The sequence below is a fragment of the Rodentibacter pneumotropicus DSM 21403 genome (assembly GCF_000379905.1).
Taxonomy (GTDB): Bacteria; Pseudomonadota; Gammaproteobacteria; order Enterobacterales; family Pasteurellaceae; genus Rodentibacter; species Rodentibacter pneumotropicus.
The window spans coordinates 164,688-180,711 of sequence record NZ_KB904056.1; the positions used below are offsets into that span (position 1 = coordinate 164,688).

Annotated in this window: 13 protein-coding genes; 6 read left to right on the top strand and 7 right to left on the bottom strand. The window is 40.6% G+C overall.

Annotated elements, in window-relative coordinates:
- Nucleotides 1-11 precede the first annotated feature (11 nt).
- Complete coding sequence (locus A3GE_RS0107695) at nucleotides 12-911, bottom strand: RimK family alpha-L-glutamate ligase (RefSeq protein ID WP_018356684.1); 900 nt, start codon at nucleotides 909-911, stop codon at nucleotides 12-14.
- 122 nt (nucleotides 912-1,033) lie between these two features.
- On the opposite strand from A3GE_RS0107695, the gene A3GE_RS0107700 reads away from it, so the two are divergent.
- The 6 genes from A3GE_RS0107700 (at nucleotide 1,034) to A3GE_RS0107725 (ending at nucleotide 7,072) form a co-directional block, all read left to right on the top strand.
- On the top strand, nucleotides 1,034-1,297 hold the full coding sequence (locus tag A3GE_RS0107700) for a GrxA family glutaredoxin (RefSeq protein WP_018356685.1): 264 nt from the start codon (nucleotides 1,034-1,036) through the stop codon (nucleotides 1,295-1,297).
- A 199-nt stretch (nucleotides 1,298-1,496) separates the two neighbouring features.
- Nucleotides 1,497-1,784, top strand: a complete 288-nt coding sequence (gene citD, locus A3GE_RS0107705) for a citrate lyase acyl carrier protein (RefSeq protein ID WP_018356686.1) — start codon at nucleotides 1,497-1,499, stop codon at nucleotides 1,782-1,784.
- Nucleotides 1,781-2,656 (top strand): citrate (pro-3S)-lyase subunit beta, encoded by an 876-nt coding sequence (gene citE, locus A3GE_RS0107710; RefSeq protein WP_018356687.1) that lies wholly within the window; start codon nucleotides 1,781-1,783, stop codon nucleotides 2,654-2,656. Before citD ends, citE begins: the two co-directional genes overlap by 4 nt.
- Before the next feature lie 12 nt (nucleotides 2,657-2,668).
- A complete protein-coding gene (gene citF / locus A3GE_RS0107715) occupies nucleotides 2,669-4,171 on the top strand; it encodes a citrate lyase subunit alpha (protein WP_018356688.1) in 1,503 nt (500 codons plus the stop codon).
- A 61-nt stretch (nucleotides 4,172-4,232) separates the two neighbouring features.
- Nucleotides 4,233-5,630: a triphosphoribosyl-dephospho-CoA synthase CitG gene (gene citG, locus A3GE_RS0107720; protein ID WP_018356689.1), complete on the top strand. Its 1,398-nt coding sequence runs from the start codon at nucleotides 4,233-4,235 to the stop codon at nucleotides 5,628-5,630.
- Nucleotides 5,631-5,632: 2 nt separating this feature from the next.
- Nucleotides 5,633-7,072 carry an anion permease gene (locus A3GE_RS0107725; protein WP_018356690.1) on the top strand — a complete coding sequence of 480 codons (1,440 nt, stop codon included), beginning with the start codon at nucleotides 5,633-5,635 and terminating at the stop codon, nucleotides 7,070-7,072.
- A gap of 50 nt (nucleotides 7,073-7,122) precedes the next feature.
- Here A3GE_RS0107725 and A3GE_RS0107730 read toward each other — a convergent pair whose 3' ends face one another.
- From A3GE_RS0107730 to A3GE_RS12240, 6 genes are all read right to left on the bottom strand, one after another.
- Entirely contained in the window at nucleotides 7,123-10,167 is a 3,045-nt protein-coding gene (locus tag A3GE_RS0107730) for a glycoside hydrolase family 2 (RefSeq protein WP_018356691.1), read from the bottom strand.
- Between the two features lie 125 nt (nucleotides 10,168-10,292).
- Nucleotides 10,293-11,492, bottom strand: coding sequence for a mannose-6-phosphate isomerase, class I (gene manA / locus A3GE_RS0107735; protein WP_018356692.1), 1,200 nt, complete (start codon nucleotides 11,490-11,492; stop codon nucleotides 10,293-10,295).
- 58 nt (nucleotides 11,493-11,550) lie between these two features.
- Nucleotides 11,551-12,051 carry a PTS glucose transporter subunit IIA gene (crr, locus tag A3GE_RS0107740; RefSeq protein ID WP_018356693.1) on the bottom strand — a complete coding sequence of 167 codons (501 nt, stop codon included), beginning with the start codon at nucleotides 12,049-12,051 and terminating at the stop codon, nucleotides 11,551-11,553.
- Nucleotides 12,052-12,111: 60 nt separating this feature from the next.
- Nucleotides 12,112-13,839 (bottom strand): phosphoenolpyruvate-protein phosphotransferase PtsI, encoded by a 1,728-nt coding sequence (gene ptsI, locus A3GE_RS0107745; protein ID WP_018356694.1) that lies wholly within the window; start codon nucleotides 13,837-13,839, stop codon nucleotides 12,112-12,114.
- A 100-nt stretch (nucleotides 13,840-13,939) separates the two neighbouring features.
- Nucleotides 13,940-14,197: a phosphocarrier protein Hpr gene (gene ptsH / locus A3GE_RS0107750; protein WP_018356695.1), complete on the bottom strand. Its 258-nt coding sequence runs from the start codon at nucleotides 14,195-14,197 to the stop codon at nucleotides 13,940-13,942.
- A gap of 188 nt (nucleotides 14,198-14,385) precedes the next feature.
- Nucleotides 14,386-16,024: GA-like domain-containing protein (locus A3GE_RS12240; protein WP_033259809.1), on the bottom strand; the 1,639-nt coding region annotated here is incomplete at its 5' end.

Genomic DNA, 16,024 nt, shown 5'->3' on the forward strand with positions numbered 1-16,024 from the left:
TTATCCGACGTTTATTTTTGTGAAATCGCTTTCTCCAAATATAAAATCATCTGTAATGCAACATCCACACCACTGGTTTTCTCAATCATTTCCAAGCCCGGGCTTGCATTAATTTCTAACACCAATAAACCTGATTTAGCACGGATAAGATCCACCCCCGAAACCTCTAATCCCAAGGCTTTTGTGGCGTTCACTGCCAACTGTTTTTCTTCATCGCTCAAAATAATTTTTTGTGCGGAGCCTCCACGATGGAAATTAGCACGAAACTCCCCTTCCCGCCCCATACGTTGCATACTTGCCACAACTTTATCGCCAATCACAAAACAACGAATATCCTCGCCTCTCGCTTCATCAATAAAATCTTGCAACAATACCGGCACATTCGCTTGTTTTAAAGTTTCTAAAATACTGACCGCACTTTGTGATGTTTCCATCAACATCACACCAATCCCCTGAGAACCATTTAACGTTTTAATAATTAAAGGCAAATCCATTTTCTGAATAGTCGTTTTAGGTTCAGCATCAACACCCGATAATTGACTATTGGGTATCGCAATGCCCTGCTCTCGCAAAATTTGCAAACTTTGCCATTTATCACGTGCAATTAAAAATGCCCTTTCCTTATTCAAACAATAAACGCCTTTTGCTTGGAAATGGCGTAATACGGCACAGCCCATTTTTGTACTTGTCGTGCCGAAACGTGGTAACACCGCATCATAATCGGGCAAAAGATAAGTATCGCCTTCCTTTGGCTGATAATAAATGTCAAAGTGCGGTGAATTTTCCGTGAGTTTTAGAATACAGCGATTCGGATCTAAAATATCCATTTCATGTCCGCATTGCATTGCGGCTTCTTTCAATCGTTGACAACTGTACAAACGGGGCTCACGACAAAGCATTAACAATTTCATAGGAAAATTCCAAATTAAAAATAGCAATACATTATACCAATCATAACAATCCTGAAAAACGGTTTGTGACTAATCAAAAAAAGAGTAGAATTGCGAAAATTTAACATGAATAGGAGAAAATTATGTTTGTTGTTATTTTTGGTCGTCCAGGTTGTCCTTATTGTGTCCGAGCCAAAAATCTTGCCGAGAAATTAAAAGGTGAAATTGCTGATTTCGATTACCGTTATGTTGATATTCATGCTGAAGGTATTACGAAAGAAGATTTATCCAAATCAGTGGGAAAACCTGTTGAAACAGTGCCACAAATCTTCATTGATGAAAAACCAATTGGCGGATGCACCGATTTTGAAGCATTAATGAAAGCGCAATTCAATATCGTTGCTTAATCTAAAACAACGCGTAATTGTTCATATAAAGTGCGGTCAGTTTTGAGGAATATTTAAAAACACCTTGAAAATTGACCGCACTTTTCTCTTAGAAATTATTTTTTGATCTATATCAGAAAAACACCTCTTTAGAGTTAGCTACTTGCAATGAAAGCCAGTAAAATGAGTGCCTATTTTGGAGTAAATAAAGGAAATAACTATGAAGATTAATAAATCTGCAGTAGCGGGGACGCTAGAATCTAGTGATGCATTAATTCGCATAGAACCTGCAAATTCATTAAGTGTTGAAATTAACAGTTCTGTCGGAAAGCAATTTGGTGAAGCGATTGAGCGAACCGTTCTCGCCACCTTAGCAAAACTCGGTGTCTCTGAAGCCCTTGTTGTGGTTGAGGACAAAGGTGCATTAGATTGCGTTTTACAAGCCCGTGTAAAAGCAGCCGTTATGCGTGCAACAGATGAAACCATTAACTGGGAGACACTGCTATGAAATTAAGAAGAAGTATGTTATTCGTACCCGGCTCAAATGCGGCAATGTTAAGCAACAGCTTCATCTATAAACCGGATTCCATTATGTTTGATTTAGAAGATGCGGTGGCATTAAAAGAAAAAGATACAGCACGCCTTCTTGTCGCTCACGCCCTACAACATCCCCTTTATCAAGAGATGGAAACCGTTGTTCGGGTAAATCCGTTAGATTCTGAATTTGGCTTATTAGATCTAAATGCTGTCGTACGTGCCGGTGTCGATGTGGTGCGTATGCCAAAAACCGAAACGGCACAAGATGTTATCGATATGGATCGCGAAATCACCGAAATCGAAAAAGCGTGCGGACGCGAAATCGGCTCTACAAAAATGCTAGCCGCAATTGAATCCCCTCTCGGCATCACTCAAGCAAACCAAATCGCCACAGCGTCTCAACGTTTAATCGGCATTGCCTTGGGTGCGGAAGACTACGTCCGTAACTTAAAAACCGAACGTTCCGCAGATGGCATTGAATTATTATTTGCCCGTTGCTCTATTCTTCAGGCTGCCCGTGCAGCCGGTATCCAAGCCTTTGATACCGTCTATTCCAACGCAAACAATGAAGAAGGTTTCTTACAAGAAGCCTCCCTTATCAAACAACTTGGTTTTGATGGAAAATCCCTAATCAACCCACGTCAAATAGAGTTATTACACAACCTCTTTGCGCCGACACAAAAAGATGTGGAACAGGCAAAACGTATCATTGAAGCCGCAGAAGAGGCAGAGCGTCAGGGAAGCGGAGTAGTTTCACTAAACGGTAAGATGATCGATGCGCCGATTATTGATCGCGCACGATTAGTATTAGAACGTGCTAAATCAGGAATTCGTGAAGAGTAAGGGAGAGAAAAAATGACAACAAGAGAACAACGTATTGAAAAATACAACGCCGGTCGAGCAATTTATCAAGCCGTACCAAAGACAGAATCTCTTACCCGCACGGCAAAAGATCGCAAACTTTGCGCCAACTTAGAAGAAGCAATTAAACGTTCCGGCTTAAAAGACGGGATGACCGTTTCATTCCACCATGCTTTCCGTGGCGGTGATTTTGTCGTCAATATGGTGATGAATAAAATTGCCGAAATGGGATTTAAAAATTTAACCCTTGCGTCAAGCTCGCTCATTGATAGCCATTCGCCGATTATTGAACATATTAAAAATGGTGTCGTGACTAAAATCTATTCTTCCGGGTTACGTGGTGAGCTTGCCGAGCAAATTTCCCGTGGCTTATTGGATGAACCGGTAAATATTCACTCCCACGGCGGACGGGTACACTTAGTCAAATCCGGTGAACTCCATATTGATGTGGCATTTTTAGGCGTACCTTGCTGTGATAAATTCGGTAATGCAAACGGTTTTACCGGTAAAAGTAAATGTGGTTCATTGGGCTATGCTCGTGTAGATGCAGAATATGCCGATAAAGTCGTCCTTTTAACCGAAGAATTCGCCGAATATCCCCACCATCCGATCAGTATTGGGCAAGATAAAGTAGATTTAATCGTACAGGTTGAGGCGGTTGGTGATCCGAAAAAAATCGGTGGCGGTGCAACCCGTATGACCACCAACCCTCGCGAATTACTCATTGCCCGTAAATGTGCCGAAGTGATTTTTGCCTCCGGCTATTTTAAGGACGGGTTTTCCTTACAAACCGGTTCCGGTGGTGCCGCATTAGCCGTTACCCGCTTTTTAGAAGAAAAAATGCGCCGTGAAAATGTAACCGCAGATTTCGCATTAGGCGGTATCACCGCAAGTATGGTGGCATTACACGAAGCAGGTTTAATCAAAAAATTATTAGATGTGCAAAGTTTTGATGCTGTCGCTGCAGAATCCCTTTCACGCAATCCAAACCATATTGAAGTTTCCGCCAACCAATATGCGAACTACAGCTCAAAAGGGGCTTCCGTAGAACGTTTAGATGTGGTTATCCTTTCCGCATTAGAAATTGATACCAAATTTAATGTGAACGTATTAACCGGTTCTGACGGTGTCATCCGTGGAGCATCAGGGGGACACTGTGATACGGCAGCCTCTGCCCAAGTGGCGATCATTGTGGCACCACTGGTTCGCGGGCGCATTCCAACTGTGGTGGAAAACGTCATTACTTGTGTTACGCCGGGTGAAAATATTGATATTCTCGTTACCGATCATGGGGTCGCTGTCAATCCGAAACGCCCTGATTTAATCGCTTCATTAAGCAATGCCGGTATTCCATTGTTCACCATTGAACAACTTTGCGAACGTGCTTACAGTTTAACCGGTAAACCAAAAGAAATTGAGTTCACCGATAAACCGGTAGCAGTCGTTCGTTATCGTGATGGTTCGGTTATTGATACGGTGTATCAAATCAAAGAATAATGAACGGGGCATTGTATGTGCCCTATTATTGCGTGAGAAACACTAAAAGAGCGGTCAAATTTTGCAGCGTTTTTTTCAAATCTTTTCTATCCAAGGAAACAGAATTTCCCTTGAGGCATTGCTGAATGCACGTGAGGAGCGTGCATTATTGCAGCAACAACTTTTAGCGAAATACCAACTTCCCCTCCTTTCTGTCACTTTAACGGCTATGGGTGAGGTGAAAAAAAATCCTTTATTGGATTACGTATTTGAAAAAGTATTAGAAAAATTGACCGCACTTTTTGCTCAGCGCAAGTGGATACCATCGAAAAAAATCGTTCGCGCTTTAGATTCGGGACACGAAGCTTTTTTTGTCTTGCCCGTGGATGCAGTGGAACTCAAACGGGCTATGATTGAGCTGGAAGATAGCACAGCCCTTGCCCGCCTTTGGGATTTAGATGTGTTGGATGTAAAGGGGCGTCTGCTAAGTCGCTCGGATTTTAACAAATCACCCCGTACTTGTTTAATATGCGGTGAAAATGCAAAAAATTGCACGCGCAGCCGCAAACATCACATTGATGAAATCCTTTTAGAAATGCAACACCGTACACAAGCATATTATTTTGCCGAGCAAATTGGTGAAAAGGTTTACCAAGCCTTGTTGCAAGAAGCACGGTTATCACCTAAACCGGGGTTGGTTGATAACCTCACGAACGGCGCCCATCAGGATATGAATTTACAAACCTTTGAACGAAGTGCTTTGGCTTTAAAGCCCTTTTTCATAGACTTTGTATTGAAAGGGATGGAAACCGCTGCGTTACCGGAAAACCAAGTGTTGTCTTATATTCGACCTCTTGGGCTATTGGCAGAACAAACAATGTTTCAGACAACGCATCACACCAACACACATAAGGGTGCGATTTTTTCTTTCGGATTAATTTGTGTGGCAATCGGCCGATTAGCAAAATTGGCTCACTTTAGAGCCAATGAGCTGATTTTTAGTATTGAGTCTATTTGTTCTCTCAGTGCAAAATTTGCTCAGGATCTCACTAAAGAGCTCGAACACTATCCTGACTACCTGCCCATTACTGCCGGTGTACGTTTATACCGAGAATACGGATTAACCGGTGCCCGCGGTGAAGCGGAAAATGGTTTTCAACAAATTCAAATGTTGTTACCGCTGTTGGATGAGTATCATCAACTTGATTGGGAACATCGTTTGTTAATTGCTTTGTTGCACTTAATGGCTAAAAATCCTGACACAAATGTGGTTCATCGTGGTGGATTGGAAGCGTTACAATTTGTGCAGCAAAGTGCGATTGATTTACTTAAAAATCAATCTCTTGTGTTAGATAAAACAAAACTAACACAAGCCTTACTGAAATTTGATTCCGCCTGTATTATTAGGAACTTAAGTCCGGGCGGAAGTGCTGACTTATTAGCACTGTCGATTTTCTTTTTATTTTTTAGAGGTAACTAAAAATGGCATTATCCAAAAATGCAAAGTTAGTGATCTTAGCGGCTATTCCGTTGATCACCTTTTTACTGCCTGCCCCTGAGGGATTATCCCTCATTGCATGGCGTTTACTTGGCGTGTATATCGCAACAATCGTAGGGCTTGTAATGAAACCTTATGGTGAACCGGTCATTTTACTCGCCGCTATCGCTGTTTCAGGTGCAATTATCGGTAACACCGAGGGTGCTAAAGAATTTGTCAAAGCCGGCGATATTCTCAATGGCTATAAATCCGGCACAACTTGGCTTATTTTTACCGCATTCACGCTAAGCTCGGCTTTCGTAATTACCGGATTGGGTAAACGTATTGCCTACCATATGATCGGTGCAATGGGAAGTACCACCCTACGATTGGGCTACGTTACCATGTTCTTGGATTTATTACTTTCTCCGGCAACCCCTTCTAACACTGCTCGTTCAGGTGGTATTATTTTCCCAATTATCAATAGTGTGGCGGTCGCATTAGGTTCCGATCCGGAAAAAAGCCCGAAAAAAGCCGGTCGTTATTTAATGATGAACGTGTATATGGTGGTAAAAACAACCTCGTATATTTTCTTAACCGCAATGGCACCTAATGCCCTTGCCCTTTCATTAATGGCACCGATTTTAGGTTTCAATATTGACTGGTTACATTGGTTCTTAGCCGCCTCCGTACCGGGTTTACTCTGCTTATTTATCATTCCATTAATCTGCTATTGGGTATCCCCGCCGGAAATGAAAGAAGTGGATAACAAAGCCATAGCGAAGAAAGGTCTGGAAGAATTAGGCCCAATGTCTTTCCGTGAAAAAGCACTTATTGTGTTATTTATTATCGCTTTATTCGGCTGGATTTTCTCCTCTGCCCTCAACCTCAATGCAACCATTGTGGCATTAATCGTCATGGTATGCTGTGTGGTATTAAGTATCGTTTCTTGGGACGATATTTTAAAAAATAAAGGCGGTTGGAATACCTTAATTTGGTACGGTGGTATTATCGGTATGTCCGGTTTGCTTGAAAAAGCCAAATTCTTTGAATGGTTGGCAGATACTCTAAAAGCGATTCTCCAATTTGAAGGACAAGGCACGCTAGCCTTAATCGTGATTCTCACTTTAAGCGTAGCAGTACGTTATCTCTTTGCCTCAGGTGGGGCTTATGTTGCGGCAATGGTGCCTGTGTTTGCGACTGTCGGACACGTTGCCGGTGCACCGGCTGAATTGCTCGCCCTTGGTTTGTTATTTGCCAACTCTTATGGCGGTTCAGTCACCCACTACGGCGGTGGCCCGGGTCCAATCGCGTTTGGTGCAGGCTATAACGACATCAAATCTTGGTGGACGGCAGGTGCAATTATCGCATTTGGTAGCTTAATTATTCACTTGACCATTGGTATTGCATGGTGGGAATTATTAATGGGGCTCGGTTGGTTATAATCCAGACTTCAGAGATACAAAGTGCGGTTGAAATCAACCGCACTTTTTCGTTAGAACGGTGAAAACCGCATTTCCCAATCCCATTGTGTTTCATTTAAGCGATATTTTTCTTTTAAACTTGGGCCACAGGAATTAGAGCCGATACCGCTCATTTTATAGTCCACGCATAATATCGTGCTACCACTTTCTTCTAGTTCATCGTGATGTTTTTTTGCGCCTAATTCTTCTTGAGTATAAGGAGAAAGGTTAAAACTAAACGCTTTATCACAATGGATCGAGAGTCTCTCTCGCTCTCCTTTAATCGTAAAATGCTGACAACCAATATGACTTCCATTCTCTTGCGGTTTTAAATAGGGAACATGATTATCTTTTGGCGTTGTTTTATACAAACCAAATTGTGCAGCCTGATATTTATCAAGGTAACTTTCCGTTTCTCCATAGCCAATATATTCAGCTTGTTGAAAGCTATCTTTTAAGAAAAACCGAACACCGAAGCGAGGTAAAAACGGTAAGTGCGGTTGTTTTTTAGCATAAATTTTAATTGATAAATCGCCTTGAACATCAATACGATAAATCACATCAAGGGTTAAAATGCGTTCGCGTGAAACCGCATTCAGTCCACATTCGGCTCGAATTTCTACCGTACTTTCTTGCTTAACAATTGTAAAATTATAGGCTCGAGTGGTTGCCTGATGATAACCAGCAGCCAACCAATGAATTTTAATCAGGCTGTCATTATCCAATGGTGCCCGCCAAATATTAAAATCCAAAGGCGCATTAAGCCAAGAGCTTCCTCCGCAAGAAATTTGTGTGATAATTCCTCGGTGTTTATCAAATTCATAACAAAATTTTCCCACTGAAATCAGAACCTGATGAGCATTTTCCTCAACAGAAATAGAATTTTCTGCTTTCTTCATTTGATGAATAGGCAACGTCTTCTGGGGAGAAAAACAAAGTTGATCGAAACCTAAACAATGATTTTTTGCCACTAAGCCACGATCGATTTTTTGATAATAGGTGAGTGTGATATGCCAGAGTCCATTATCGGTTTCCGGTAAATCAAGAGGCAAAAGTGCGGTTGATTTCGGTGCAATTTTTATCCCGTCAAAATAGCCTTCACTGATGACTCGCAAATTTTCGGTGATTTGGTAGTGAATAGCGATCAATTCTTCCGTATCGGTAAAATCCAAATAATTTTTTAGCCGTACCTTACCTTCATCTAAAAAGGCTCGAATCGGACGCTGTACATTTTTTAGCTCTAATAAACTGCTCTGAATTTGGCAATCTGCCGTCACTAAACCATCAGCGCAAAAATTGCCATCATTTGGTACATCGCCAAAATCCCCACCATACCCCATACGTTCGGAATGAGGCAAATAAGGTGAATGATTACACCATTCCCACACAAAGCCTCCAGCTGCTCCCCTGTGACGTTCCATTGCTTGAAAATAATCTTCTGCATCGCCACAAGAATTTCCCATTGCGTGTAAATATTCGCAGAATAAATAAGGTTTCATATTATGAGAATCTGCAAAATAGGCATCCAATTCCTCAGTACTGGTGTACATTTCGCTGTGAAAATCAAGATTGCTTAGATCATTTTGATGAGCAGAATGTTGGAAAATCGCATTTTCATAATGCACTAATCGGCTGGGATCACGCTGTTTTACCCAAGCTGCCGCTTGCTCAAAATTCTCTCCATAGCCACTTTCATTGCCGAGTGACCATATCACCACGGAAGAGCGATTTTTATCACGCTCAATATTGGCATAAGTACGGTCTAAAATTGCGGCGTTAAATTCGGGGCTACGTGCCATATAACAATAATTATCAATGGTTTTCTGTCGAATCTCGCCGTAATCAATCGAGGTTTTCGCCCCTAACAAAATACTGCTTTCAGGTGATTTCACATATACCGCATTGGTGCCGTGAGATTCAATATCGCTTTCAGCAATCACATAAAAACCATATTCATCACAAAGCTCGGTGAACCAAGGTGCGTTGGGATAATGTGCAGTTCGGATAGCATTGAAATTATGCTCCTTCATTAATCGCAAATCCTGCAAAACCTGCTCACGACTGATGACATAACCGGTTCTCGGATCACTATCATGGCGATTCACGCCTTTAAATTTAATCGCCTCTCCGTTAAACAGCATCACGCCATTTTTCACTTCAATTTTACGCAAGCCGATTTTTTGGCAAATCACCTCTGTTCCATAACGAAATAGCAGCGTGTAAAGTTGAGGGTTTTCCGCATTCCATAAGATAATTTCATTCAACGTGAAATTGAAACCGTTTTCTGTTACCGCAGAAAGCAGAATGTTACCTTTCGGATCGCTCAGTTGCCATGCGATCTCACGAAAGTGTGCGGATTTCCCCTTTTCCACAAAAGAAACCTCCACGGAAATGACCGCACTTTTTAGATCATCCGCAAGTTCGGTACGAATAAAAAAATCCTGTAAGTAATGACTTTCCCGTTCTAACAAATAAACATCACGGAAAATGCCCGACATTCTGAATTTATCCTGATCTTCCAAATAGCTGCCATCGCACCATTTTAATACCACAACGTGAAGATGGTTTTCACCATCTTTTAGAAAATCGCTCACATCAAATTCATCAGTACAATGGCTAATTTGACTGTAACCCACAAATTGACGATTCACATACACAAATAAACAGCTGTCCACCCCCTCAAAATTCAGCAAATAACGTTTCTTTTCATTCAGTGACAAAGTAAAAATGCGGTGATAAAGCCCACAGGGATTTTCAACCGGCACATAAGGTGGATCAAAGGGGAAAGGATAGTTCACGTTGGTATAGTGATGATGATCATAACCATGATCCTGCCAATTTGCAGGGACGGGGATTTTTTCTGAAAAAGGGAAATGAAGAAAATCTTTTGGTAAATCCACATAGCGATCAAAATAGGCGAAATCCCAATCACCATTAAGTAAAGTGAAAAAAGCAGAAAATTCTCGCTGATTTTTAACCGCACTTTCCACGGAATCAAAAGGAATAAAATAAGCGTGATGCGGCGTGGTGTTAATATGAAGAATTTGAGGATCTTGGAAATGATTCGGTAATGGCATAGCACCTCCGAAAGAGAAAAGATGCCTTTACTATAACTGAATTTTACCTTTCATTCAGAAAGGATATTAGATTTTGTGAGGGAGATCACAATATCCAATTATCCTTCATTAGAATGGTGCATTACTCAAGGTAGTTTCGCGACGATGGCATACCCTTCCAATAATCCTTCGATTTCATAAGAAGAACCGGAAGTAATGAAAGCAGATTCCCCCTGTTTAAGGGAAAGAGCGGTAGTTTCCGAGCGTAAATTGATCTGCCCTTTCATTACCATTAAAATCCCTGCGCTCTGAATTTTGAGACGATGCGTTTCACCACATTCATATTGAATATTTTGTAAGGCGAAATCTTTTGCCGGCGTAGAATAAGTGAACACACGCACATCATGAGGGGCTGCAGGAATAATTTGTGGTTCCACTTCACGACAATCCACTACTTTCAACAATTCCGGAATATCTACGTATTTGGGCGTTAATCCACCACGGATAACGTTATCGGAACATGCCATCAATTCAATATTTTGCCCACGTAAATAAGCGTGTGGAATCCCTGCTTCTTGATAAATTCCCTCGCCTTTTTTAATGCGAACAATATTGAAAAGATAAAAACACACTAACCCTGCATCCAATTTTTCCAGTGAAATATCCATGGCTTCCATGGAATAAAATAGCCAATAATCGGGATTTTCCAGCTCAAGTTCGTTGGCTGCATAGGCTTCATAATTTTGCTCAATAATTGGAGCAAGCCATTGATATAATTGGGATTGATCCGCTTGCATCACATCCGCATAAAATGAATGCAAATCTTGCGTGCATAACTTTTCAGCCAATGGTGTAAGCGAAGAACGTTCCGCTAATGTCGCAAGGATTTTCTCTTTCTTTTTAAAGCCATGTAACAACCAAAAATCAGATAATGCAATCATCATTTCAGGTTTGTGATTATTATCTTTATAGGTTCGTTTCGGATCTTTTAAATCAATCCCTGCAGCATTTTCTTTTGCAAAACCTATTTCCGCCTGTTGTTTCGTTGGGTGCAGCTGAATAGAAAGCGGCTTTGCCACATCAAGAATCTTCAATAAATAAGGTAATTCTTCACCAAAGATTTCTCGACTTCTATCACCAAGTGCGGTCGGATTTTGTTGTAAAAATTCTGTCAGAGCTACACTTTTGTCATCAACTTCAATGATAGCGGGAGCTGAAGTATGTGCGCCAAGCCACCATTCGGCATAATGTTGATTTTCTTCTGCTGAAAGATTTAATAATTGCGGAATATAATGCTCTCCACCCCAAATATAATGTTGTAAAACACCGGTTAATTTATAAATCATTTTTTCCCCTCTAAACAAAAAATCCGCACAATGGCGGACTTTTTTATTCTATATAAAATTATTTTTTAAGACTGAGTATCACAGATTCACCTGCAACGACTTCGCCTGCTTTTTTATCAATGTTTGAGATTTCATCCATATTAGAAATCACAACCGGTGTTAATACAGATTTTGCTTTCGCTTCTAACAATTCAAGATCGAATTCAATGACTGTATCACCACGTTTTACAGATTGGCCTTCTTGCGCAACACGAGTAAAGCCTTCACCTTTTAATTCAACGGTATCGATACCAAAGTGAACGAATAACTCAACGCCTTCTTTGGATTCCATTGAAAAAGCGTGGTTGGTTTCAAAAATCTTACCAATAACACCATCAACAGGCGCGACAATCTTATTGCCGGTTGGACGAATGGCAATACCATCACCAACAATTTTTTCAGAAAACACAACATCCGGTACGTCTTCGATATTTACAATTTCACCGGAAAGTGGTGCATAAATCTCAACTTCTACCGATTTGTTCTCTTTAGAACCGAATAATTTGTCAAATAAACCCATTTTCATCTCCTATTCCATTAAATATGGTTGATATTCTAGCTTAAAACACTAATTTTGTATCTAGTTCAGTGCTTTTTCTGACAAAAATCCTTCAATTAATTGCTCAATTTCCGAAGCAGTCGGCTTCTGCAATGCTGTATCTGCAAGTTCCTTTGCCTCTTGGAAATTCACACTGCGAATGAGTTTCTTAATACGAGGTACAGAAATTGCACTCATACTAAATTCATCCAATCCCATCCCTAATAAGAGTAAGGTTGCACGTTCATCACCGGCTAATTCACCACACATCCCCGTCCATTTACCTTCTGCATGAGAAGCATCAATAACCTGTTTAATTAAGCCAAGTACTGACGGTTGCATTGGGTTGTAAAGGTGAGAAATTAATTCATTACCGCGATCAACCGCTAAGGTATATTGCGTCAAGTCATTCGTACCAATACTAAAGAAATCCACTTCTTTCGCCAAGAATTTTGCATTTACCGCAGCAGACGGGGTTTCTACCATTACACCAATTTGAATATTTTCATCAAAAGCTTTACCTTCTGCACGTAATTCTGCTTTCAGAGCTTCAATCACGGATTTTAATTCACGAATTTCTTCCACCGAAATAATCATCGGGAACATCACGGCTAATTTGCCAAACGCAGAAGCACGCAACACTGCACGTAGCTGAGCATGAAGAATTTCACGACGATCAAGTGCAATACGAATTGCACGCCACCCTAAAAACGGATTCATTTCTTTTGGAAGATCGAGATATGGTAGGTCTTTATCGCCGCCGATATCCATAGTGCGAAGCACAACCAAACGCCCCGCCATTGCCTCTACGACTTCTTTATAAGCAATAAATTGTTCTTCTTCCGTTGGGAGTTGATCACGATCCATAAAGAGGAATTCAGTACGGTATAAGCCAACGCCCTCTGCACCATTACGGTTTGCCCCCTCACAATCGCGAATAGTTCCAATATTTGCTACCACTTCAACTTTGTGTCCATCTAATGTCACAGCCGGAAGATCTTTTAATTTTGCCAATTCGGCTTTTTCTTCCACTAATTTTTCTTCTAAGGCTTTTAATTCATCGATTTGGGCTTGGGCTGGATTAATATAGACTTTGTTATTTACGGCATCAAGAATCAGAAAATCACCGGTATTCACTTTTTCAGTCACATTGTTAGTTCCAACAATTGCCGGTAATTCCAAAGAACGGGCCATAATAGAAGTATGGGAGGTACGACCACCAATATCTGTGATAAAACCAAGCACTTTGTCTAGATTTAATTGTGCTGTTTCTGATGGTGTTAAATCGTAAGCAACAAGAATTGATTCTTCGTTAATATCACCTAAATCAACAATATTCATACCGAGGATATTCTTGACTAAACGGTTACCAATATCACGGATATCACCGGCACGTTCTTTCAAATATTCATCGTCAATTTCAGACAACATTTCCACTTGTTGATCAATGATTTTACTTGCTGCCACACCGGCATTCACTTTGTGTGAGCGCAGATAGTCAATAATTTCTTCCTCAAGTTCTTCATCTTCAAGAATCATTAAATGACCTTCAAAGATTGCCGCTTTTTCTTCACCTAATGAAGCAAAAGCGCGATCTCTAATAGAATTTAACTGCTCAACAGCCGCACTACGGCCTTCATAAAAACACGCAATTTCAGCGTCAACTTGGTCATCAGTAATTTTTGTTGTGTCAAGAACGATTTTTTCTTCTTTAAGAACTAAAGCCTTACCAAAAACGACACCGGGAGATGCAGGAATACCTGAAATCATGTTTACCTTCCGAAATTTTAATAGGAGTTAAACAAAAACAGCCACAAAATACCGCACTTACCGGAGCAAATTTAAAACGGATTTATGGCTATACTCAAAATTATTCTAAAGTAGGAATTAACGCGACTAAGTGCTCAACAGCTTGCTGTTCATCTTCACCTTCTGCAGAGATGGTAATAACTGTTCCTTGTGTTAAACCCAAAGTTTGCAATTTAAACAAGCTTTTAGCACTCGCGCTCTTCCCAGCTGATGTGACAGTAATATCAGAAGCAAAACCTTTCGCTTCTTTTACAAATTGTGCTGCAGGGCGAGTATGTAAACCATTAGGGGCTGTAATTTCTACGTCTTTTGAAAACATAATGTTACCTCTATTTTAGTAATTGTTTAATTTTAAAAGTGTTTTAATCCAAACTTTGGTTTGCGATAGTATCCTTGTTAAACACGAAATAATCAAGGAAAAAGGCAAAAAAAGTTGAGATAAGTCATAAAAGCGATACCGCATACGCGGTATCGCTTTTATGTTATGAATTAATAATCAAGAAAATACTAAATAATATTTGTGATTTGATCATCAATATAGACTTTAACATCTCCGTTAGAATAAGCGGTATAAGTATGCTCTTTACCATCTAAAGCGATACGAGCTGTTGTTTCAGCCGTTTTAGTGAATCCACCTAAGCTTGATGAACCATCGTTACCTAAATCAACCGTATCTGAACTATCGCCAGCAATATAAAGCATACCAGAATTTGCTAACACATCTGATGCAGTGAGTTTTACAGTCTGTCCGCCACTTGCTGTCATATCTATGGATTCAAAATTGATAATACCCTCAGGTAATTTTTGAGTTCCTGCTGTACCAGAAGCAAGACTAATCATAGCCGTTCCTTTGATAGCAACCGTATCAAAACCATCACCACCAGAAATAGATGCCCCAATTCTATTGCTTGTAAGGAACGGAGCATAATCTTGAGTAAAGGTAATCACATCATCGCCTGCCCCACCAGTAACATCAACAGGATAGTCATCTACATAATCAATTTTGCCAAGGATAATATGATCATTCCCCTCACCGCCATCAACTTTACTGGATATAACTCGGCTACGAGTAGCATCTGTTTGTGTTGAAGAAGCACTCAAATCAATCGTATCGTTACCAGCTCCACCGCTAATATAAACATTACGAATATCCGTTGCCGCAACAACTATCGAATCATTACCGTCACCAAGATCCACATTAACCCAGAGTAAGTCACCTTTACCACGATTTGGTTTTAAGATAACGACATCATCACCAATACCTGCTTGGATATCCGTATATTGAATATTCCCTGGTCCTTTCTCACCCATTGAAAGTTTGTCATTGCCCTCACCAAGATCGATAGCATTCCAGTTAGTTTTAGTTTGCATATTATTTTGAGCAGTAGTATTACCTGTTGCCCCACCAGCAACAATGACAGTATCATCACCATCACCCATCATAAGTTGGTTTTTAAGCCCAGTAATACGTCCACGGATTGTAAGCACATCATCGCCATTCCCCGTATCAATTTTTGATTCAGGCGCAGTTGCACCTGTGTGGCGAAGATTACCATAAATATCCACTGAATCGTTATCTGCTCCCGTATCAATCACCGTATTAATTGAATTATTCGTAATCACAACTTTATCACTCCCTCCATTAGTCTGGATAAGACCATTAGTAATAGAGTTTTTGCCACTAATGTTATCTTTATCACCTTTACCAACAACGACAGTATTATCTTCTTCTCCAGTTACAAACTGAGCTTGGCTCCCTACTTTCTGAATTTGTGTTGTTGGCACATTTGGGTTTTTATCTCTAATCTTCGTCATTACAGCATTTGTTGGGTTACTCAATACAGTACGTCCCGTGACGATAACTGTGGGATCAAGTTGAGGTGTGTTATCTTCTCCTGACTCATCACTCGGATCAGTATCTGGCGGGTTATCTGCAGTTGAATCATTTTCTATCCAACCATCTGTATCAACTCCCCAATTTGAGCTGTCTGTTTGATCTGGAGTTACGTCAGGTACGCGGTTGTCTATTGCATCCACGCGACCTTGTAACTCGTCTTTTGCCGCATTATCCGCCGGTAACCCTTTTACCGCTTCATCCGCTTTGGCTTTCGCGGCGTCAGCGTCTGCTTTTAACGCGTCTAACGTC

Coding starts and splice junctions, on each gene's coding strand:
- citF (WP_018356688.1), top strand. CDS start 2,669: ATGACAACAAGAGAACAACGTATTGAAAAATACAACGCCGGTCGAGCA.
- A3GE_RS0107725 (WP_018356690.1), top strand. CDS start 5,633: ATGGCATTATCCAAAAATGCAAAGTTAGTGATCTTAGCGGCTATTCCG.
- crr (WP_018356693.1), bottom strand. CDS start 12,051: ATGGGTTTATTTGACAAATTATTCGGTTCTAAAGAGAACAAATCGGTA.
- citE (WP_018356687.1), top strand. CDS start 1,781: ATGAAATTAAGAAGAAGTATGTTATTCGTACCCGGCTCAAATGCGGCA.
- A3GE_RS0107700 (WP_018356685.1), top strand. CDS start 1,034: ATGTTTGTTGTTATTTTTGGTCGTCCAGGTTGTCCTTATTGTGTCCGA.
- citD (WP_018356686.1), top strand. CDS start 1,497: ATGAAGATTAATAAATCTGCAGTAGCGGGGACGCTAGAATCTAGTGAT.
- A3GE_RS0107695 (WP_018356684.1), bottom strand. CDS start 911: ATGAAATTGTTAATGCTTTGTCGTGAGCCCCGTTTGTACAGTTGTCAA.
- A3GE_RS0107730 (WP_018356691.1), bottom strand. CDS start 10,167: ATGCCATTACCGAATCATTTCCAAGATCCTCAAATTCTTCATATTAAC.
- ptsI (WP_018356694.1), bottom strand. CDS start 13,839: ATGATTTCAGGTATTCCTGCATCTCCCGGTGTCGTTTTTGGTAAGGCT.
- ptsH (WP_018356695.1), bottom strand. CDS start 14,197: ATGTTTTCAAAAGACGTAGAAATTACAGCCCCTAATGGTTTACATACT.
- manA (WP_018356692.1), bottom strand. CDS start 11,492: ATGATTTATAAATTAACCGGTGTTTTACAACATTATATTTGGGGTGGA.